The sequence below is a fragment of the Paraburkholderia caffeinilytica genome, from assembly GCF_046030355.1.
Lineage (GTDB): Bacteria > Pseudomonadota > Gammaproteobacteria > Burkholderiales > Burkholderiaceae > Paraburkholderia > Paraburkholderia caffeinilytica_B.
On record NZ_JAQQCQ010000009.1, the window covers coordinates 47407 to 68104 of the forward strand.

The window sequence follows — 20698 nt, forward strand, 5'->3', positions numbered from 1 at the left end:
AAAAGTCGGTAATCGTTATCGGACCCGCTGTGCAACTGTGCGGTACCTGCCGTGCTTGACGGCTACAATGCGTCCACCATGAAAGCGACACGAAATTTACGCCGGCCGCGCGTGTTGATTGTTGGCTGCGGTGACGTCGGCATGCGCTGCGTGCCTTTGTTGCGGCCACGCGCGCATGTCTTCGCGCTCACCAGCCACGCCGAACGCAGCGCCGAATTGCGCGCTGCGGGCGTCACGCCGCTGGTCGGCGATCTCGACGCGCGCCGCAGCCTGAAGCGGCTTGCCGGCCTCGCGCCGACGGTGCTGCACCTCGCGCCGCCGCAAAAGACCGGCGATGACGACCGCCGCACCCGTGCCTTGCTCGCTACGCTGAGCGCGCGCCGTGATCGGGCGATGCGTGCCGCGCGCGGCGCGGTGGCGCCGGTCGGGCGGCTGCGTCGCGGGTTGCGCAACCTCAATGCCTCGTGGGCGGAATCTGAAGCAGCCAATATTGTACCCGAGAGGGTGCGCTGGACCGCTGCTCCGCGCCGGCCCGTGAAGCTGGTGTACGCGAGCACGACAGGCGTCTACGGCGATTGCGGCGGTGCGTGGATCGACGAGACGCGCGCGCCGCAAGCGGCCAATGCGCGCGCCAAACGTCGTGTGTCAGCCGAGCGGCAATTGCGGCGCGCCACCGCACGAGGCGTGGTCGCCGCCAGCATCGCGCGGATTCCGGGCATCTACGCGGGCAACCGTCTGCCGCTCGCGCGGTTGGAAAAGCGCACCCCGGCCTTGATCGATGCCGACGACGTCTATACCAACCATATCCACGCCGACGACCTCGCCGCGATTCTCGTGCGCCTTGCCACGCACGGGCGGCCGGCGCGCGTGATTCACGCGTCCGACGATACGTCGCTGAAAATGGGGGAGTACTTCGACGCGGTGGCCGATGCGTTCGGTCGCGAGCGCGCGCCTCGCATCTCGCGCGCAGAGGCGGAGCGGCAGATCGAGCCGACCTTGCTGTCCTTCATGCGCGAATCGAGGCGGCTCGTGAACCGGCGCCTCAAAGAAGAGTTACGCGTTCGCTTGCGATATCCAAGCGTCGCCGATTTTCTGCGCGTGCAGCCTGAACGAAATGCCCCCGGACCACACAGCGAAGCAAAAGCGCGCGGCTGACGGAACACACGATCAGGCGACAAGTTTCAACGCGTCCAGCCGCGTACAACAAACTTCAACGCGTTTAGCCGCATATAACAAACCGCGGGGCCGTGCATCGTCCGGCGACACCCCGCCGCGCGCTGGCCTCCGCGCCAGCCGCCGTGCGTCCCTCGCTGGCTTACGTCAGCGCCGGCAGCGCCTCCAGTAGCAGAAAACACAGCATGGCGCCGATCAGTGCGCCGATCAGGTTCGGATGATATTTATGCCGCAGCCGCATCATGACCAGCAGTCCGCCAATCAAAACCAGGCCGAGGCACACAAAAGCGATCATCACATGCGAAATCGCGATGGTGTCGTGGATGACCATGGCGCCCCTCCTTGAACTCTTTGTAGTCTTTGTTTAAACGAGTATAGGGCGAGTTGTAAGGGAGATCATGCTGCGATGCAGCGTGTATTCAGGTGTCTTTCAGGGCCTATGTGCGGGCGCACACACGATTCTCCTGACGCATCAAGGCTTTAAAGGGGACCTACCGGTTTACCCGCTCCGTAAAGATCCGAGGTCGGTTTCGTCGAGCCATTGCCACGCGCCAACGGCCAGCGTCGCAGGCAACGCGAGTCCGCCGATCCGCTCGCGATGCAACGCTTCGCAGCGGTTGCCGGCTGCCGCGATCATGCGTTTGACCTGGTGATACTTGCCTTCCATCACGGTGAGCGCCAGTGTGTGCTCGCCGCGCGCCTGGGCGTCGACGGCGGCGATCGGTTTGGGTTCGCCGTGCAGCAGGACGCCATTGCGCAAAGCATTCAACTGGGTGTCGTCGATGGGATGGCGTGTGGTCGCGATATACAGCTTCGGCACCTTGCGTTTCGGCGACGTGAACATGTGAACGAACTTGCCGTCGTCGGAGAGCAGCAGCAGGCCGGTGGTGTCCTGGTCGAGGCGCCCCACGCATTGCACGCCGCGCTCGGCGAACTGCGGCGGCAGCAGGCTGAACACGCTCAGATGATGCTGCGGATCGCGCGAGCATTCGTAGCCGACGGGCTTGTTCAGCAGCAGATAGGCGTGCTCGCGATACGGCCAGACGACCCCGTCCACGCTGAAGCAGAACGGACTGTCGGCGGTTGGGAAGTCGGCGTCGGCATCGGCGCAGACCAAGCCGCCGATGCTTACGCGGCCGTCGCCGATCAGCGCCCGGCATTGGCGGCGCGAGCCGAAACCTTGAGTGAAGAGGATGCTTTCGAGATTCATGGCGAGCGAAGAATAACACCGCAAGAAGCGGAGCGCCGCGCAGTGTCATAGCGGCGACGATGGTCTCCCCACGTTACATCGCAGGAGTTCATCGATGCCCGCCGCTTCCCCTTCATCGTCTTCAACCGCGCTTCGTCTGCCGGCCGCATTCCAGCGGCTCGCATGGTCGAATCTGGTCGCGCAATCCGCTGAGCAGATCAGCCTCGCGGCCGCGCCGCTCGTCGCCGTGTTCGCGCTCGGCGCCGGCGCGCGCGAGACCGGTCTGCTGCAAACCGCGCAGACGTTGCCGTTCCTGTTGTTGTCGATTCCGCTCGGCGTATGGGCCGACCGCCGCTCGCGCCGCACGTTGATGACGCTCGCCGAAAGCGTGCGCGTGATCGCGATGTTGTGCGTGCTGCTGCTCGTGATGGCGCATGCGCTGAGCTTGCCGCTGCTCGCCGCGCTCGGCTTTATTGCCGCGACCGGCACGGTTGCGTACAACGTCGCGGCGCCTTCGCTGGTGCCGTCGATCGTGCCGCGCGAGGCGTATGCCCAGGCCAACGGGCGGCTCGAACTGGCGCGCAGCGTCGCGTATTCGGCGGGTCCGGCGCTCGGCGGACTGCTGGTCGGCTGGATTGGCGCGGGCTGGGCGTATGGCTGCGCCGCCGGGTTTTCGGCGCTGGCCGTCGCGTTGCTCGCGGGGCTGCGCGAACCGCCGCGACCGGCGGCTCCCCAGCGCCACTTCCTGCTGGAACTGCGCGACGGTACGCGTTTCGTGCTGCGCGACGCACTGTTGCGTCCGATGCTGGCCACCGCGATCTTCTTCAACCTCGGTTTCTTCGTGCTGCAAGCGGTGTATGTGCCGTACGCCGTGCATCGTTTGGGATTGAGCGCGTCGATGGTCGGTGTGACGCTCGGTGCGTACGGCGTCGGCATGGTGTGCGGCGCGCTTGCCGTGCCGGCCATTGCGCGGCGCCTCGTGTTTGGCCGCGTGCTGATCATCGGGCCGTCATGTGGTTTGCTCGCCTCGCTCCTGATGGTGGCGACGATCCTCACGCCGTCGTTCTGGCTCGCGATGCTGAGCTTTTTCCTGCTCGGCGCAGGACCGATTCTGTGGGTGGTCGGTTCGACCACGCTGCGTCAGGCGATCACACCTGAACGGATGATGGGCCGCGTCTCGGCGCTCAATAGCACCGCGACCTATGGTGCGCGGCCGGTGGGCGCGTTGCTCGGTGCTGCGATCAGCGCGCGCTGGGGCATGGACGCGTGTCTGGTCGCCGCTGCCGCGGCCTTCCTCGTCCAGGCGCTGATCATCGTGACGTCCCCGGCGGCAAGGCTTGCGAGCATTCCCGAGGGCGCGGCAGTCGCGCCATGAAAACCGGTTTTCATCGGAGGGCCGCGTTGCATGCGGACGTGCCAAAGGGCGTCAGTGAAAACCCTCGAAAATGAAAATGAATTTTTTTATGCGAGATTTTTATGTAAATATACTTTCATTCATTTTGCTTACGCTTCGAAGGAAATCCTTTGGAGCGTCCCGAAGGAAATCCCTTTGGGGGACTGTTATCAGGCTGCCTTGCTCGCATGATCCATCACTCGTCCGTTGCTTCGAACCCCGCCGAGCAGGCCATCGCCGCGCGCATTGCCGCAGCGATGCCGACCCTCACGCCGATCCATCGACGCATGGGCGACTACGTGCTGGCGAATCTGTTTCGCGCGGCGACCATGCGGATCGACGAGCTGGCGAGCGTGGTCGGTGCGTCGGTGGCGACGGCGAATCGCTTTGCGCGCGCACTTGGTTTCGACGGCTATCCGCAGTTTCGCGAAGCGCTGGTGCGTGGCTTCGAAGCGACGCTCGCACCCGTCGAGCGGCTGCGTAGCGCGCAGGAATCGCTCGCTTCCGGCGATGCTCTGCTCGGTGCTTTACTCGAACAGGCGGCGGCTAATCTTCATTCCACGCGCACCGCGATCGATAGCGCCGCAGCCGAAGCAGCGGTTGAAGCCATCATCGCCGCGCGCCGTGTCTTCGTGCTCGGCTACGGGGCCAGCGCGTTTCTCGCCGGCCTGATGGAACACGGCCTGATGCCGTATCACGACAACGTGCAGTCGCTCGCGCTGATCGGCGGACCGTCGCATGCCGCGCGCCGCCTGTTCAATGCGGACGACGGCGATCTGGTGATCGGCATTGCGTTTCCGCGTTACGTCGAAGACACCATCGAACTCGCGCGGCGTGCGGCAGGGCGCGGCGCACGCGTGCTTGCGCTAACCGATAGTCCGCGCTCGCCGCTCGCGCAATTCGCCGATCTCGCACTCTATATCCGTTCCGAACGGCGGCTTGCGGCCAACGCCGATTCCGCTGTGCTCGCCGTGATCGAAGCACTCTGCGATGCGGTCGCGTATCGCGCCCAACGTTCGGTCAAGGCGGCCGCCGGCGTCAGCGAATTCGTGTTGCCCTGGCTGACCGATCCTCAAGCCGATCCCCAGTCCGATCCACAAGCCGCAGCTCAAGCCACGCCGTCCAGCACTGTTGAGCAACCCGCGCGCGTTTCTACCCGTACCACCCGCACTACGAAAGCCAAAAAATGAACTCCAACGCAGTCATTGCCATTCACGGCGGGGCAGGCACGATCCTGCGCGCATCGATGTCGGCCAGCGCCGAAGCTGACTACCACGCCGCCTTGCACGCCGTGCTGAGCGCCGGACAGCGTGTGCTTGCCGATGGCGGCAGTGCGCTCGACGCCGTCAGCGAAGCCGTGCGCCTGCTCGAAGATTGCCCGCTCTTCAACGCGGGCCGTGGCGCGGTCTACACGGCGGCCGGCACGCATGAACTCGACGCGGCCATCATGGACGGCAGCACGCTCGAAGCCGGCGCGATCTGCTGCGTGAAACGCGTGCGCAATCCGATTCTGGCGGCGCGCCGCGTGCTTGAACGCAGCGAGCATGTGCTGTTCACCGGCGAAGGCGCGGAGGCTTTCGCCGCCGCACAAGGACTCGAATTCGCCGAGCCGGCGTATTTCCACACCGAAGCGCGTCATCGCCAATGGCAACTCGCACGCGGTCAGCAGCGCGCGATGCTCGATCACGACGGCGCGACGCTGGCCGCCGATCCCGCTTCAGGCGACGACGATCCCACACCGCACGAGCCGATCGATCCGAATCGCAAGTTCGGCACGGTAGGCGCGGTCGCGCTCGATCAGCATGGCCACGTGGCGGCCGCCACCTCGACGGGCGGCGTTACCAACAAGCAGGTCGGCCGGGTCGGCGATACGCCGCTGATCGGCGCGGGCTGCTATGCGGACGACGCAACCTGTGCGGTCTCGACCACCGGTTCCGGCGAGATGTTCATGCGCATGGTCGCCGCGTACGACGTCGCGGCGCAGATGGCGTACCGCAACGTCTCGCTGGAAGAAGCGGCGCACGACGTGGTGATGACGCGCCTGCCGAAGATCGACGGACGCGGCGGGCTGATCGCTGTCGATGCACGCGGCAACGTCACGCTGCCGTTCAACACCGAGGGCATGTATCGCGGTTTCGCGCGGCTCGGCGAATCGCCGGTGACGGCGATCTATCGCTAATGCCGTCCTGCTTCGGCGTCGCGTGAATGTCCACTTGAGCTGCCGCTTGAATTTTCATTTGAATCACCGCTAGCTGCGTCCGAATCCAAAAGGAACTATGGTGCCGACTTCATCGCACACCGCTCGTCCGCTTATCGAAACCTTGCCGCCGCAACGCGTGCTTGCAGTCGACGATCTGTCGGTTGCATTCCGCCGTGGCGACAAGACCGTCAACGCGGTGCGCAATCTCTCGCTGACGGTCGAGCGTGGCGAGACGCTGGCGATCGTCGGCGAATCGGGCTCCGGCAAATCGGTGACATCGCTTGCCTTGATGCGGCTGATCGAGCATGGCGGTGGGCGCCTTGCCGGCGGCAGCATCGCCTTCCGGCGCCGCGACGGCAGCGTGCTCGACCTTGCGAAAGCATCGTCCGGCACGATGCGTTCGATTCGCGGCGCCGACATCGCGATGATCTTCCAGGAGCCGATGACCTCGCTCAATCCGGTGTTCACGGTGGGAGATCAGATCAGCGAAGCGATTGCCTTGCACCAGGGGAAGAGCCGTTCTGCCGCGCACGCCGAAACGCTCCGTCTGCTCGAACTGGTGCGCATTCCGGAAGCACGCCGGGTGGCCGCACGCTTTCCGCATCAGCTATCCGGCGGCATGCGCCAACGCGTGATGATCGCGATGGCGCTGTCATGCAAGCCCGCATTGTTGATCGCCGACGAGCCGACCACGGCGCTCGACGTCACGATCCAGGCGCAGATCCTGCAATTGATCCGCGGTCTGCAGGACGAGATGAACATGGGCGTGATCTTCATCACGCACGACATGGGTGTGGTGGCCGAGGTGGCCGATCGCGTGCTGGTGATGTATCGCGGCGAGAAAGTGGAAGAGGGCGCGTCGGATGCGCTGTTCGCTGCGCCGTCGCATCCTTATACGAAGGCATTGCTTGCGGCGGTTCCGCGCCTTGGCGCGATGCAGGGCACCGATCAGCCCGCCAGGTTTCCGATTCTGACCGTCGAGCAGGCGGCCTTGAATGGCGCCGATGAATCTGTGCGTCCAGCCGCGGCGGTCGCCGCAGAATCGCAACCGCTGGTCCACGACAGCACGCCGCCGATTCTGCGCGTGCGCGATCTGGTCACGCGCTTTCCGGTCAAGAGCGGCGTGTTCGGCCGTTTGACGGGCCGCGTGCATGCGGTCGAGAAAGTCAGTTTCGATCTGCGCCCGGGTGAAACGCTCGCGCTGGTCGGCGAATCGGGTTGCGGCAAATCGACGACGGGTCGTTCATTGCTGCGTCTGGTCGAAAGCCAGAGCGGCTCGATCGAATTCGACGGCAAGGAAATCAGCTCGCTTACGGGCCCTGCGTTGCAGGCGCTCCGCCGCAACATCCAGTTTATTTTCCAGGACCCGTTCGCTTCGCTGAATCCGCGCCTGACGGTCGGCTTTTCGATCATGGAGCCGCTACTCGTGCATGGTGTCGCGCAAGGTGCGGAAGCGCAGGCGCGTGTTGCGTGGCTGCTCGAAAAGGTCGGTTTGCCGCGCGAAGCCGCGCGCCGCTATCCGCACGAATTTTCAGGCGGGCAACGGCAACGTATCGCGATTGCGCGTGCTCTGGCATTGAATCCCAAAGTCGTGATCGCCGATGAATCGGTCTCCGCACTCGACGTCTCCGTGCAGGCGCAGATCGTCAATCTGATGCTCGATCTGCAGCGCGAGCTCGGCGTTGCGTATCTGTTCATTTCGCACGATATGGCGGTGGTGGAGCGCGTCAGCCATCGCGTTGCGGTGATGTATCTCGGCCAGATCGTCGAGATCGGTCCGCGTCGCGCGGTGTTCGAAGCGCCGCAGCATCCCTATACGAAGAAGCTGATGGGCGCAGTGCCGGTCGCCGATCCGGCGCGCCGTCACGCGAAACGCATGCTCGCCGCCGACGAGATTCCAAGCCCGATTCGCGCGCTGAACGACGAGCCGGTTGTGGCGCCGCTGATTGCGGTTGGACCGGATCACTTCGTGGCGCAGCATCGGGTCGGCGGCGCTTACTAGACGCGAACCCAAACTCGAACTCAAGCGCCAAATTCAAGCGCGGACCGAACGAAGCGCCAAACCTGAAGCCAAGCCATTTTCTCTCGCAGCACATAACCCTGTTTCAATTCGCAGCCTGGAGCCAACCTCATGAACCTGCTGGTCCCGTCTTCTCCGTTTCGTTTGCGCGCGCTGGTCAGCGGCGGCGCGGTGGTGTTCGCGATGCTCGCGGGCAATGTGGCGCATGCGGACACGACGGCCGTGATGGCCGTTGCGTCGACCTTCACGACGCTCGATCCGTACGATGCTAACGACACGCTGTCGCAAGCCGTCGCCAAGTCCTTCTATCAAGGCCTGTTCGGTTTCGACAAGGATATGAAGCTGGTCAATGTGCTGGCCGACAGCTACGAAGCGAGTCCGGATGCGAAGGTTTACACGTTCAAGCTGCGTCACGGTGTGAAGTTCCAGGACGGTACCGACTTCAACGCCGCGGCGGTGAAGGCGAACTTCGACCGCGTGACCGATCCGGCGAATAAGCTGAAGCGCTACAACATGTTCAACCGTATCGAGAAGACCGAAGTGGTCGATCCGTACACGGTGAAGATCACCCTGAAGGCGCCGTTCTCGGCGTTCGTCAACGTGCTGGCGCATCCGTCGGCGGTGATGATTTCGCCTGACGCGCTGAAGAAGTACGGCAAGGACATCGCGTTTCATCCGGTGGGCACAGGTCCGTTCGAACTGGTGAAGTGGGACCCGGCAGGTGACCTGACGGTGAAGAAGTTCGCCGGCTACTGGAAGAAGGGCTACCCGAAGGTCGACGCGATCGACTGGAAGCCCGTGGTCGACAACAACACGCGCGCTGCACTGATGCGCACCGGCGAGGCGGACTTCGCGTTCCAGGTGCCGTTCGAGCAGGCGGCGCAATTGCAGTCGAGTCCGAAGGTCGATCTGATCGCGTCGCCGTCGATCATCCAGCGCTATATCAGCCTGAACGTCAACCAGAAGCCGTTCGACAATCCTAAGGTCCGTGAAGCGCTGAACTATGCAGTCAACAAGGACGCGCTGACGAAGGTCGCGTTCGCCGGCTATGCAACGCCGGCTGACGGCGTGGTGCCGCAAGGCGTCGAGTACGCGACGAAGCTCGGCCCTTGGCCGTACGATCCGGCGAAGGCGCGTGAATTGTTGAAGGAAGCCGGTTATCCGAACGGTTTCGAAACGACGCTATGGTCCGCTTACAACTACTCGACCGCGCAGAAGGTGATTCAGTTCGTGCAGCAGCAGCTTGCGCAAGTCGGCATCAAGGCGCAGGTTGAAGCACTCGAGGCGGGTCAGCGCGTTGCCAAGGTGGAAAGTGCGCAGGACCCGGCAACCGCGCCGGTGCGGATGTATTACGCGGGGTGGTCGTCGTCGACGGGTGAAGCGGACTGGGCGATCACGCCGCTGCTCGGCTCGGTCTCGTTCCCGCCGAAGATGGTCAACACCGCGTACTACAAGAACGACGCGGTCGACACCGATCTGAAGCAGGCGCTCGAAACCACCGACCGCACGAAGAAAGCCGCGCTCTACACCGACGCACAAAAGCGCATCTGGGCCGACGCGCCGTGGATCTTCCTCGTCAAGGAAAAGGTCGTGTACGCGCGCAGCAAGCGTTTGTCGGGTGCGTATGTCGCGCCGGACGGCTCGTTCAATTTCGACGAGATCGCGATCAAGTGATGAGCCGGCCGTCCGGTGCCGTGTGTTCTTCACGAACGCACGGGCCGGACGGTCGCGTACTGCTCTGCAAGATCTTTCGTTACCCGCATCATTGCCGGATTGGGTTTCATGCTGAACTTCCTCGTCAAACGTATCTTTGGCCTGCTGCCGACGCTCTTCATCGTCGCCGTGCTGGTGTTTCTGTTCGTGCATCTGTTGCCCGGCGACCCGGCGCGCCTCGCGGCCGGTCCCGAAGCAGATGAGGCGACCGTTGCGCTGGTGCGTGCCGATCTCGGCCTCGACAAGCCGATGCCGCAGCAGTTCGCCAACTTCTTCGTGAAGATCGCGCACGGCGACTTCGGCACGTCCACGCGCAGCAAGCGGCCGGTCAGCCAGGAAATCGGCGAGCGCTTCATGCCGACGCTGCTGCTTACGCTCGCAAGCATGGTGTGGGCGGTGGTGCTCGGCATGGGGATCGGCATCGTCTCGGCCGTGTGGCGCAATCGCTGGCCGGACCGGCTCGGCATGACGCTAGCGGTCTCGGGTATTTCGTTTCCCGCCTTCGCGCTCGGCATGTTGCTGATGGAGATCTTTTCGGTGAAGCTCGGCTGGCTGCCGATTGTCGGCGACGGGTCGTGGAAGAGCTACGTGCTGCCGTCGCTCACGCTTGGCGCGGCCGTGGCGGCGGTGATGGCGCGCTTCACGCGTGCTTCGTTTGTCGAAGTGATGAATGAGGATTTTGTGCGTACCGCGCGCGCCAAAGGTGTGCCCGAACGGCTCGTCATCGTCAAACACTGCCTGCGCAACGCGATGATTCCCGTCATCACGATGATGGGGCTGCAATTCGGCTTTCTGCTGGGCGGCTCGATCGTTGTCGAAGTGGTATTCAATTGGCCGGGCCTCGGACGCCTGCTGGTGGATGCCGTGGCGATGCGCGACTATCCGGTGATTCAGGCCGAAGTGCTGTTGTTCTCGCTTGAATTCATCAGCATCAACCTCGTTGTTGACGTGCTGTACGCCGTCATCAATCCGACCATCCGTTTCAAGTGAGGCCCGCATGAGCATCTCAGCCACCGAGGCGAATGCGGCCAAGGCCGCTCTCGTAGAAAACGCGATCCGCACGCCGTGGAGTGAATTCTGGCGCAAATTCCGTAAGCAGCATGTGGCGCTCGGCGCGGGCATTTTCGTGCTGCTGCTGGTCGTGGTTGCGATTCTCGCGCCGCATATCGTGCCGTACGATCCAGAGAATTTCTTCGACTACGACGCGTTGAACGCGGGGCCCTCGGCCGCGCATTGGTTCGGCGTCGACTCGCTGGGCCGCGATATTTTCAGCCGCATTCTGGCGGGTTCGCGTATTTCGCTCGAGGCAGGTTTTCTGTCGGTGGCGATCGGCGCGGTGATTGGCACGTTCTTCGGTTTGCTGGCCGGTTACTACGAAGGCTGGTGGGACCGCATCACCATGCGTGTCGCCGATGTGCTGTTCGCGTTTCCCGGTATTCTGCTGGCGATCGGTGTGGTCGCGATTCTCGGCAACGGCATGATCAATGTGATCTGCGCGGTGGCGATTTTCAGCATCCCGGCGTTTGCGCGGCTCGTGCGCGGCAATACGCTGATGCTCAAGCAACTCACGTATATCGAAGCGGCGCGCAGCATCGGCGCATCGGACTGGACCATCATCGTGCGGCATATTCTGCCGGGGACGATTTCGTCGATTGTGGTGTACTTCACGATGCGAATCGGCACATCGATCATTACGGCGGCGAGCCTGTCGTTTCTCGGCCTCGGCGCGCAACCGCCGATGCCGGAGTGGGGTGCGATGCTCAACGAGGCGCGCGCCGATATGGTCACCGCGCCGCATATCGCGCTATTTCCGAGTCTGGCGATTTTCTTCACGGTGCTGGCATTCAATCTGCTCGGTGACGGTTTGCGCGACGCGCTCGATCCGAAACTCGACCGACCATGAGTTCGATTAAAACCGTAGATGAAAGCGCACCGCACATCGGTACGTTACCGGGCGGAGCGCGGGGTACGATTGCCGACGTAGCGGGCGTGACGGTCGGACATTGCACGCTGGATGAAGGCGCTGTGCAAACCGGCGTGACCGTGATTTATCCGCACCGTGGCGATCCTTTTCTTAACAAGGTGCCGGCGGCGGTTTCGGTGATTAACGGTTTCGGCAAAAGCATTGGGCTCGTGCAGGTCGAAGAACTCGGCGTGCTGGAGACGCCCATTGCGTTGACCAATACTTTTGGTGTCGCTGCGGTCGCTCAGGCGCAGATTCGTGCTGCAATTCAGGCCCATCCGCAAATCGGCCGCGAGTGGTCGACGGTCAATCCGTTGGTGTTCGAATGTAATGACGGACACCTGAACGATATTCAGGCTTTGGCGGTTAGCGAACGGCATTACAACGATGCGTGTGAGGCGGTAAGCGTTGACGTCGCGAGCGGTTCGGTTGGCGCAGGCCGCGGCATGTCGTGTTTCGATCTGAAGGGCGGAATCGGCAATGCGTCGCGCGTGGTTGACGTAGTGGGGCAGCGCTATACGGTCGGTGCATTGGTGCTGGCGAACTTCGGCCGCCTGCCGATGTTGACGATGGACGGCACGCCGCTCGGCCGCGTGCTGGCCGAGCGCGCAGCCAACGCTGCCGCCGCTGGCGCGGCGCCCTTAGCCGCTTCGGAAACTTCGGCCAGTGCAGAGATCCCGGTGAACTCAGCGGCATCGGCGACATCAGCGACCTCTTCGAAACCCGAGCAAGGCTCGATCATCATGATCGTCGCCACCGACGCGCCGCTCGACACGCGTCAACTCAAGCGTCTGTCATTGCGCGCCGCGGCCGGTCTTGCACGAACCGGTTCGGTATACGGCCATGGCAGCGGCGATATCGCGTTGGCATTTTCAACGGCCTACACCGTGCCACACGCATCCGACTTTGTCGCGTTGCCCCCCGTGCTCGCCGACGCGCGCCTCGATCCGCTATTCCGTGCCTGTGCGGACAGCGTCGAGCAGGCGATCGTCGGTGCACTGTGGAACGCCACGTCGGTGACGGGCCGCGATGGTCACAGCCGCCTCTCACTACGCGAAGCCGCTCCCGATTTCGTTCAACTTCTCAAACACGCTTCCTGATGAAAGTCCTGATTTCCGTCGACATCGAAGGCGTAGCCGGTGTGTTTCATCCCGAGCAAACGCGTGCGGGCAACGGCGAATACGAGGCCGCACGCCGCTGGATGACCCTCGAAGCCAACGCCGCGATCGAAGGTGCGTTTGCCGGTGGCGCGACGCAGGTGTGGGTCAACGATTCGCACGGCGGCTTCCGCAATCTGCTCCCTGATCTGCTCGACGCACGTGCCCAGGTCGTGCTCGGCAAACCGCGCACACTCGGCATGATGGCCGGCCTCGAATACGGTGCGGCACTGGTGTTCATGATCGGCTATCACGCCAGGTCGCAAACGCACGGCATCCTCGCGCACACGATCAACAGCTTCGCGTTCGCGCGCGTTTCGCTGAATGGTGTCGAAGTCGGCGAAGCCGGCTTGTATGGCGCGCTGGCGGAAGAATATGGCGCACAGGTCGCGCTTTTATCCGGCGATGACGTATTTGCCGAAGAAACCGCACCGCGCTTTCCGGGCGCGCGTTTTGTCATCACCAAGCACGCGACGGGGCATGCGAGCGGCGTCACGCAGACGCCGGCAAGCGCTCGCGATGCGATCGAAATTGCGGCACGCGAAGTGGTGCGGCACGCCATCGACAAGGGTCATGCGCCGCAAGCCACGCGCGCTGCCGCGACGCCCGTCGAATGCGAGTTGCGCGTGCAAACCGCCGCGCTCGCCGATCTGTTCTGCCAATGGCCGACGCTCACGCGCGTCGACGCCGTCACGTTGCGCTTTAGTGCGGAGTCGGCGGAATATGCGGTGCGCATGTTGAACTGCCTGTCGGCGATGTCATTCATGCTGCGCTGAGCCGTGTGACAAATAGGGATGACGGCCAGGTGCGGCCGTCCCTCACGCTTACATTTTGATAAAACGCTGCTCACGGTGACACGTTTTGCGAGGAAGGCGTACGCTCTGGCATTCCAGAGGTACCGTCTTTCTCTCACTTAGCGGAGCACAGCATGGGTAAGCAGACTATCGCGGATTATCTGGCCAGAACACTGGCGGCAGCAGGCGTCGAACGGATTTGGGGCGTGACGGGCGACAGCCTGAACGGCCTGTCGGATAGCTTGCAACGGCTCGGTTCGATTCGCTGGATGCATACGCGCCACGAAGAGGTCGCGGCCTTTGCCGCCGGCGCCGATGCCGCCGCCACGGGTAAGCTCGCCGTCTGCGCGGGCAGTTGCGGTCCCGGCAACCTGCATCTGATCAACGGGCTGTACGACTGTCATCGCAACCATCAACCCGTGCTCGCCATCGCCGCGCACATTCCCTCTTCGGAAATCGGCCTCGGCTACTTCCAGGAAACCCATCCGCAAGAGTTGTTCAAGGAGTGCAGCCACTACGTCGAGCTGGTGACGAACCCGTCGCAGTTTCCGCGCGTGCTGGCTCGCGCGATGCGCACGGCGATCGAAGAGCGCGGCGTCGCGGTGATCGTATTGCCCGGCGACGTCGCGCTGGGCGAGGCACCCGACGAAACACCGGCGTGGGCCGGCACGCTCGAACGCTCGACGGTGGTGCCCTCAGGCGCGGACCTCGACCGGCTCGCCGACGTGCTGAATCAAGCCAGTGGCGTGACGCTGCTGTGCGGCAGCGGCTGCGCGGACGCGCATGACGAAGTGGTGGCCTTCGCCGATCAGCTCGGCGCACCCACCGTGCACGCTTTGCGCGGCAAACAATATGTGGAGTGGGACAACCCGTTTGATGTCGGCATGACTGGTCTGATCGGTTTCAGCTCGGGCTATCACGCGATGATGTCGTGCGACACGCTCGTGATGCTCGGCACCGATTTCCCGTATCGCAACTTTTATCCGACGCACGGCAACGTGGTGCAGATCGATCGCCGCGGCTCCGCGCTCGGCAAGCGCGCGCCATTGAAGCTGGGCCTCGTCGGCGACGTCAAGGCGACCTTGCAGGCGCTGTTGCCGCTGATCAAGCGCAAGACCGATCGGCGTTTCCTCGAGAATGCCCGCAAGCACTACGCGAGCGCGCGCAAGGACCTCGACGATCTTGCCCGGCCGTCCGATCCAGGGCGCGCGATTCATCCGCAATACTTGACCAGCGTCATCGACAAAGTCGCGAACGAAGACGCCGTGTTTTCCGCCGATGTCGGCACGCCGACCCTGTGGGCCGCGCGTTATCTGACGATGAACGGCAAGCGCAGTTTGCATGGCTCGTTCAATCACGGCTCCATGGCCAATGCGATGCCGCAGGCGCTGGGCGCGCAAGCCGCGGAGCCGGGGCGTCAGGTGATTTCGCTATCCGGCGACGGGGGGCTGTCGATGTTGCTCGGCGATCTGCTCACCGCGCGCCAATTGAATCTGCCGATCAAGGTGGTCGTGTTCAACAACAGCACGCTCGGCTTCGTCGCGATGGAGATGAAGGCGGGCGGCTACCTCGAAAGCGGCACCGATCTCGCCGCCACCGACTTCGCGTCGATTGCGCGCGGCGCGGGCATTTACGGTGCGAGGGTCGAACTGTCGGAGAACATCGAGCCTGCGTTGCGCGAGGCGTTCGCGCATCCTGGGCCTGCGGTGATCGACGTGGTGACGGCAAAGCATGAACTCGCATTGCCGCCGAAGATTCAATGGGCGCAGGCGAAGGGATTCAGTTTGTATATGTTGCGGGCGGTGCTCAATGGCCGCGGTGATGAGGTGGTTGAATTGGCGACTACGAATCTACGGTGAGGAGCCTGAGAGCCTGAGCGTTAGACCGTTAGCGTGCCGAAGCGTTTGCTTGCCATAGCGTATGCGCGACAAAGCTCGCGCATACGCTATGAACCCGGTGACCACCTACTGTTGCCGGCTCAACTCCCGCGCGGCCCGATCGATCACATCCGCAACCGCGCCCGCATGCGATACCGGTACGAGATGGCTCGACGAAATGGGCACGATCTTCGCGCCCATCCGGTTGGCCATGAATTGTTCGACTTCGGGCGATACCGCGCGGTCCCTCGTCGTCACGATGTACCACGACGGCTTTTCTCTCCACGCCACCTGGCTCACCGTTTCGCTGAAGGCCTTGGCGGCGATCGGCTGTTGCGCGGCGGAGAGCACGCGTGTCAGATTCTCGGGGACGTCGGCGGCGAAGTCGGCGTGATATCTGCTACGGTCGAACCACAGGAAGCCAGTCGGGTCCGCGGTGATGCCTTGACTCGCGGGCGCCGGCGCGGCGCGCTTCATCAGGTCCATCGTCGATTCGTGCAGGTCCGGTGCAATGGCCGCCACATAGACGAGACCCGCGACGTTCGGTGCGTTCGCGCCCGCTTCGGTGATCACGACACCGCCCCATGAATGCCCGACGAGGATGGTCGGGCCATCCTGGCGCGCGAGAACACGGCGGGTAGCCGCGACATCGTCGGCGAGAGACGTGAGCGGGTTCTGCACCGAACTCACGTGATACCCCTTCTGCTGCAATTTCGCGACGACACCGTTCCAGCTCGAACCGTCGACGAACGCACCGTGAACCAGCACGACATTGCGGATGGGACCGGTCATCGGCGCTGCGGGTGGTTTGGCGGCCGTCGCGGTTGGCGCAGCGGGTGCTGGCGTGGGAGCGGTGGCGGCAGGCGTTGCGGGCGCCTCCACAGGTGCTGGGGCTTCCGGCGCGCTCGACTGCGTGCCAGACATGTCGGCCGGTTCTGCGGCGGGTTCTGCGGCAGGCGCTGCGGTTTGCGCGAGGGCACCCGCTCCAGCGAAGCAGAGACACAAAGCAGCGGCGCAAAGCAGACGTTTGGGCAACATGTGAATCTCCGAAGGCAGAAACCCCGACTAGGGCAACATACAGAAGCCCCACGCCAGTGACAATCCCTATCCGCGCGGTTAAGTGCGGCGTAGAACCAAGCGCGGGTTGCTCCCAGTATTTAGGTAATATCGGCCGCGGTAAAATTTCAGGTTCTGCCGGGGCAGACCATAAGTCTGATCGGGCGCTCGATATCCATACACTGGGGCGCAATTTTGAATAGTGCACAGCAGCAAGACGGCCTGAAGCGTGGGCTTAAGAATCGTCATATCCAGCTGATCGCGCTGGGCGGGGCGATCGGCACGGGCCTGTTTCTCGGTTCCGCCAGCGTGTTGAAGGCAGCCGGCCCGTCGATGATTCTCGGTTATGCGATCGGCGGCATCATCGCTTTCATGATCATGCGCCAGCTCGGCGAAATGGTCGCGCAAGAACCGGTCGCCGGTTCGTTCAGCCACTTCGCGTACAAGTATTGGGGCGACTTTCCCGGCTTTCTGTCAGGCTGGAATTACTGGGTGCTGTATGTGCTCGTGAGTATGGCCGAGCTGACCGCGGTCGGCACTTACGTGCATTACTGGTGGCCGGGCGTGCCCACGTGGGTATCGGCGCTGGTGTGCTTCGCCGTCATCAACGCGATCAATCTTGCCAACGTCAAAGCCTATGGCGAAACCGAATTCTGGTTTGCGATCATCAAGGTGGTGGCGGTGATCGGCATGATCCTGTTCGGCGGTTATCTGCTAATCAGCGGCCAAGGTGGCCCGCAAGCCTCGATCACCAATCTCTGGGCCGACGGCGGCTTCTTCCCGCACGGTTTTCATGGCCTGTTCATGATGCTCGCGGTCATCATGTTTTCGTTCGGCGGCCTTGAGCTGATCGGCATTACGGCCGCTGAAGCGGCCGATCCGCAAAAGAGCATTCCGAAGGCCGTGAATCAGGTGATCTACCGGATTCTGATTTTCTACATCTGCTCGCTGGCGGTGTTGCTGTCGTTGTACCCGTGGAATCAGGTGGCGGCCGGCGGCAGTCCGTTCGTGATGATCTTTTCGCAGATCGGCTCGACGCTGACCGCGAACATCCTCAATGTAGTGGTGCTGACCGCGGCGCTGTCGGTGTACAACAGCGGCGTGTATGCGAATAGCCGCATGCTCTACGGTCTCGCGGAACAGGGCAATGCACCGCGCGCGCTCATGAAGGTCGACCGGCGCGGCGTGCCGTATATGGCGATCGGTTTGTCGGCGCTTGCCACGTTCACCTGCGTGATCATCAACTATCTGATTCCGGCCGAAGCGCTCGATCTGCTGATGGCGCTGGTGGTGGCCGCGCTGGTGTTGAACTGGGCGCTGATCAGCCTGACGCACCTGAAGTCGCGCAAGGCGATGGTGGCGGCGGGCGAGACGCTCGTGTTCAAGTCGTTCTGGTTCCCGGTCAGCAACTGGATCTGTCTCGCTTTCATGGCGCTGATCCTCGTCATTCTGGCCATGACGCCGGGCCTCTCGGTTTCGGTGTGGCTCGTGCCCGCATGGCTGGTCGTGATGTGGGCCGGCTATGTGTTCAAACGCCGGCGCGCAGCGATGCATGGCGGTGCGCAGGTGGCTGGGCGGTAAGGCAGCGAGTTGGCCTCGGTGCCGTTGGCGTCGGGGCCGCTCCATGTCGAGAAGAGCTTCAATATGCGGCGGAACGTCACATATTGCTTAGGCAATAATTGCCTAAGCTGATAAGTGCAATGTCGCATATCAGGAGCCGAACATGAACACCATCATCGAACACGACGCACGTTTGGAATTGTTGCTGTCGATCGCGCATGAAACGCTCGGCATTGGGACATTCGAACTGAGCGGTAAGCCGAGCGCCGATTTACGCGTCGTGCGCGTCGATAGCCTGGCGCGAGCGCTGGAAGCGGCTTACGACGCTGGCCTCATGGTTAGCCGTCGAGTGAGCGCGAATTAAAGTTCTGCCGACTCGCTTCATCAGCAAGGCGTGTGGGTTGTTTCGTGGAGCACGCACGGGACGCAGGGCAACAAAAAGCCCCGCGCAGCATGGCTGGGCGGGGCTTTTTGATTGTATGCGGTACGGCTCTAGAATTTCTTTTGGTGCCAGGGCCGGACTGAAATAACTCCGGAAAAGGCTTGCTAGCATTGGGTGTCGTGATTTCATGGTAAAAGAAAACCCCCAAAAAGACCCCCGGGCGATGCCTGCTGAGTTTGGGCCGCAGCCAAGCACGCGTTCATTGCGGCCGAAATGCTACCAAAGAGGTAGGCTGTGTATTAGACACCCTGATAAGATTCGATCCAAGGATGGCCTTACCCATCTTTGCAGCTCGAGACCAAGATGGACACCCAGGAACGCCTCAACTTCAGAATCGACAGTTTCACGCCTGAGACGCTGCCCATGGCGAGGCTGGCGCAGTATCTTGCGCACCTCTCGACATTGTACGGGAGCGACGATTCTGTCCATTTCGAGAAGCTGCGCAAAGGGAGCGCGATTGTTCAGGTGACAATCGAAGAGCCGGCTTTCCCGAAGGTTTTCCAGCGGTTGCAGAGCGTTCGTACCGGTGATCCAGATCCTGAGGCGCAGAAGGCATTTCGGTCGATTGACCGCCTTCTTCGGGCCGACAACGCGGTGGGAACCATCACACGAAGCGGAAAAGCCAAGATTCTCGAGTTTCCCGGTCGTAAGTTGCCGGTCGTGGATCCCATTACTATCTATCAACCGACCACGATTGACGGGATAGTGATCCGGATTGGGGGCCGCGATGACACGATACCTGTGACTGTCCAGGATCAAGAAGGGACCGTAATTAACTGTGAAGTCCGCGGCCGTGCGCAAGCGAAGGAATTATCGCGCCACTTTCTTGCGGAAACACTGCGCCTGTCGGGCAACGGGAAATGGAGTCGTACGAGCAGCGGCGCATGGGCTCTTGAGTCGCTCGTGATCCAATCCTTCGAGGTCTTGGATGACGCAGCTCTGGATGACGTTGTCGTTGCACTGCGCAACGTGAAAAACAACGGTTGGGCGGATGTCGAAGATCCGCTGGGAGCTTGGAAAAAACTCCGGGGCGTGGATGATAATCTTTGACGCAAACGTACTTATCTCACTGTCTACCGGGGATGAAAACGACGAGACGTTCGAGCGCCTCTCCGGATTAATTCAAGATCTGGTCGCAGCGAAAACGGTCATCGGCGTTCCGGCTCCCGCTTGGGCCGAATTCCTCTGCGGGACTGGGTTGGGCACCTCTGGCGTAATTCAGGTGCTCAAAAAGCGCAGTGCAATCAGAATCCTTCCATTCGACGAAGTGGCGGCCACCGAACTTGCGGCTATCGATCAGTCGACACGGGCGAAGGGTGGAAAGAAAGGCGCCTCAAAATCTCATTGGCAGAAAATTAAGGTCGATCGTCAGATATTGGCTATTGCACGTGTTCTCGGGGTAACCGCTATCTACACCGAGGACGTAGACCTGATTGCTGAAGCGGGTCGGTTGGGCGTAACCGTATGTCGAGTCGGCGACATCCCGCTGAAGCCCAAACAAAACAAACTCGATTTGCCGGACCCATGAGTAGCATGCATGGTGCGCCGCTTAGCAGAATTGAAGCCCGATTTGCGTAGTGCGGCATTCTGGCATTGACCGATCAAGGCCCAGCCCCGCGCTGGGCTTTTTCACATCTGCCGCCTGACGATCCTTAACACTGCGCTCCCCACCGCCGTCATATGCTTCGCGGATAACATCGGGGATCGCATGAAATATCCATACCACCTCCTTGCAGGCGGCCTGTTTCTCGTGTTGGCGCTTGCATGTCTTGCCGCGCTGATGGTCGCCTGACGGCCCGCGGTAACTCGATCAGACGACGGCCTGGCTTCGCGCTGGATGTTTTCATATCTGGGCCAGTGGTCAGCACGCTGGCGCACGTATGGCGCTCCTTTGTATGATATTTAGGAGGCGTCCTTCACCACCTACTGAGGGTGACATGAAACAGATCAGATTGCGTGTGCCGCGCGAAGAAGCCGCAGACCTGCCCGACGATCTGACGGCGTGGGCGGCCATCTCCGGCGTTGATCCAGGCCTGACAATCGCTAACGAACCTGGCATCACGACAAACACCAGTTCGCCAGTGCTCTATCTGGTCTACGTGAGTGAAAGCTTCTTCGATCAGTTTCCGGAGTGGCGGATGTATATCGAGCAGTAATGAAC

The 20698-nt window shown here is 62.4% G+C and carries 19 protein-coding genes; 16 read left to right on the plus strand and 3 right to left on the minus strand.

The window, feature by feature from the left end:
* Window positions 1-78: 78 nt before the first annotated feature.
* Window positions 79-1155, plus strand: coding sequence for a Rossmann-fold NAD(P)-binding domain-containing protein (locus PQQ95_RS15490; RefSeq protein WP_408438260.1), 1077 nt, complete (start codon window positions 79-81; stop codon window positions 1153-1155).
* A gap of 160 nt (window positions 1156-1315) precedes the next feature.
* Here the strand turns inward: PQQ95_RS15490 and PQQ95_RS15495 are convergent, their stop codons facing one another.
* Together PQQ95_RS15495 and PQQ95_RS15500 are read right to left on the minus strand one after the other, a co-directional pair.
* Window positions 1316-1504, minus strand: coding sequence for a hypothetical protein (locus PQQ95_RS15495; RefSeq protein WP_408438261.1), 189 nt, complete (start codon window positions 1502-1504; stop codon window positions 1316-1318).
* 168 nt (window positions 1505-1672) lie between these two features.
* The gene (locus tag PQQ95_RS15500) at window positions 1673-2383 is read right to left on the minus strand and encodes a pseudouridine synthase (protein ID WP_408438262.1); all 711 of its coding nucleotides are present in this window, start codon (window positions 2381-2383) and stop codon (window positions 1673-1675) included.
* 94 nt (window positions 2384-2477) lie between these two features.
* Between PQQ95_RS15500 and PQQ95_RS15505 the strand changes: the two genes are divergently transcribed.
* From PQQ95_RS15505 to poxB, 10 genes are all read left to right on the plus strand, one after another.
* Window positions 2478-3737, plus strand: a complete 1260-nt coding sequence (locus PQQ95_RS15505; RefSeq protein ID WP_408438263.1) for an MFS transporter — start codon at window positions 2478-2480, stop codon at window positions 3735-3737.
* 206 nt (window positions 3738-3943) lie between these two features.
* Window positions 3944-4945: a MurR/RpiR family transcriptional regulator gene (locus PQQ95_RS15510; RefSeq protein ID WP_408438264.1), complete on the plus strand. Its 1002-nt coding sequence runs from the start codon at window positions 3944-3946 to the stop codon at window positions 4943-4945.
* On the plus strand, window positions 4942-5934 hold the full coding sequence (locus PQQ95_RS15515) for an isoaspartyl peptidase/L-asparaginase family protein (protein WP_408438265.1): 993 nt from the start codon (window positions 4942-4944) through the stop codon (window positions 5932-5934). Before PQQ95_RS15510 ends, PQQ95_RS15515 begins: the two co-directional genes overlap by 4 nt.
* Window positions 5935-6031: 97 nt before the next feature.
* Window positions 6032-7957, plus strand: a complete 1926-nt coding sequence (locus tag PQQ95_RS15520; RefSeq protein ID WP_408438266.1) for a dipeptide ABC transporter ATP-binding protein — start codon at window positions 6032-6034, stop codon at window positions 7955-7957.
* Window positions 7958-8086: 129 nt separating this feature from the next.
* Window positions 8087-9649: a glutathione ABC transporter substrate-binding protein GsiB gene (gene gsiB / locus PQQ95_RS15525; RefSeq protein WP_408438267.1), complete on the plus strand. Its 1563-nt coding sequence runs from the start codon at window positions 8087-8089 to the stop codon at window positions 9647-9649.
* A 108-nt stretch (window positions 9650-9757) separates the two neighbouring features.
* Window positions 9758-10678 (plus strand): glutathione ABC transporter permease GsiC, encoded by a 921-nt coding sequence (gene gsiC, locus PQQ95_RS15530; RefSeq protein WP_408438268.1) that lies wholly within the window; start codon window positions 9758-9760, stop codon window positions 10676-10678.
* Between the two features lie 7 nt (window positions 10679-10685).
* On the plus strand, window positions 10686-11591 hold the full coding sequence (gsiD, locus tag PQQ95_RS15535; RefSeq protein WP_408438269.1) for a glutathione ABC transporter permease GsiD: 906 nt from the start codon (window positions 10686-10688) through the stop codon (window positions 11589-11591).
* Window positions 11588-12751 (plus strand): DmpA family aminopeptidase, encoded by a 1164-nt coding sequence (locus PQQ95_RS15540; protein WP_408438270.1) that lies wholly within the window; start codon window positions 11588-11590, stop codon window positions 12749-12751. The genes gsiD and PQQ95_RS15540 overlap by 4 nt, the downstream gene beginning before the upstream one ends.
* Entirely contained in the window at window positions 12751-13584 is an 834-nt protein-coding gene (locus tag PQQ95_RS15545) for a M55 family metallopeptidase (protein WP_408438271.1), read from the plus strand. The genes PQQ95_RS15540 and PQQ95_RS15545 overlap by 1 nt, the downstream gene beginning before the upstream one ends.
* A 152-nt stretch (window positions 13585-13736) precedes the next feature.
* Entirely contained in the window at window positions 13737-15461 is a 1725-nt protein-coding gene (poxB, locus tag PQQ95_RS15550) for a ubiquinone-dependent pyruvate dehydrogenase (RefSeq protein WP_408438272.1), read from the plus strand.
* A gap of 105 nt (window positions 15462-15566) precedes the next feature.
* On the opposite strand, the gene PQQ95_RS15555 is transcribed toward poxB, so the two are convergent.
* Window positions 15567-16517 (minus strand): alpha/beta fold hydrolase, encoded by a 951-nt coding sequence (locus tag PQQ95_RS15555; RefSeq protein ID WP_408438273.1) that lies wholly within the window; start codon window positions 16515-16517, stop codon window positions 15567-15569.
* Between the two features lie 213 nt (window positions 16518-16730).
* On the opposite strand from PQQ95_RS15555, the gene PQQ95_RS15560 reads away from it, so the two are divergent.
* From PQQ95_RS15560 to PQQ95_RS15580, 5 genes are all read left to right on the plus strand, one after another.
* Window positions 16731-18116, plus strand: a complete 1386-nt coding sequence (locus PQQ95_RS15560) for an amino acid permease (RefSeq protein ID WP_408438274.1) — start codon at window positions 16731-16733, stop codon at window positions 18114-18116.
* A 142-nt stretch (window positions 18117-18258) separates the two neighbouring features.
* Window positions 18259-18459 (plus strand): DUF6900 domain-containing protein, encoded by a 201-nt coding sequence (locus PQQ95_RS15565; RefSeq protein ID WP_408438275.1) that lies wholly within the window; start codon window positions 18259-18261, stop codon window positions 18457-18459.
* A gap of 381 nt (window positions 18460-18840) precedes the next feature.
* Complete coding sequence (locus PQQ95_RS15570; protein ID WP_408438276.1) at window positions 18841-19587, plus strand: hypothetical protein; 747 nt, start codon at window positions 18841-18843, stop codon at window positions 19585-19587.
* Window positions 19574-20065, plus strand: a complete 492-nt coding sequence (locus tag PQQ95_RS15575; RefSeq protein ID WP_408438277.1) for a type II toxin-antitoxin system VapC family toxin — start codon at window positions 19574-19576, stop codon at window positions 20063-20065. Before PQQ95_RS15570 ends, PQQ95_RS15575 begins: the two co-directional genes overlap by 14 nt.
* Before the next feature lie 409 nt (window positions 20066-20474).
* Window positions 20475-20693: a hypothetical protein gene (locus tag PQQ95_RS15580; protein ID WP_408438278.1), complete on the plus strand. Its 219-nt coding sequence runs from the start codon at window positions 20475-20477 to the stop codon at window positions 20691-20693.
* Window positions 20694-20698: the final 5 nt, after the last annotated feature.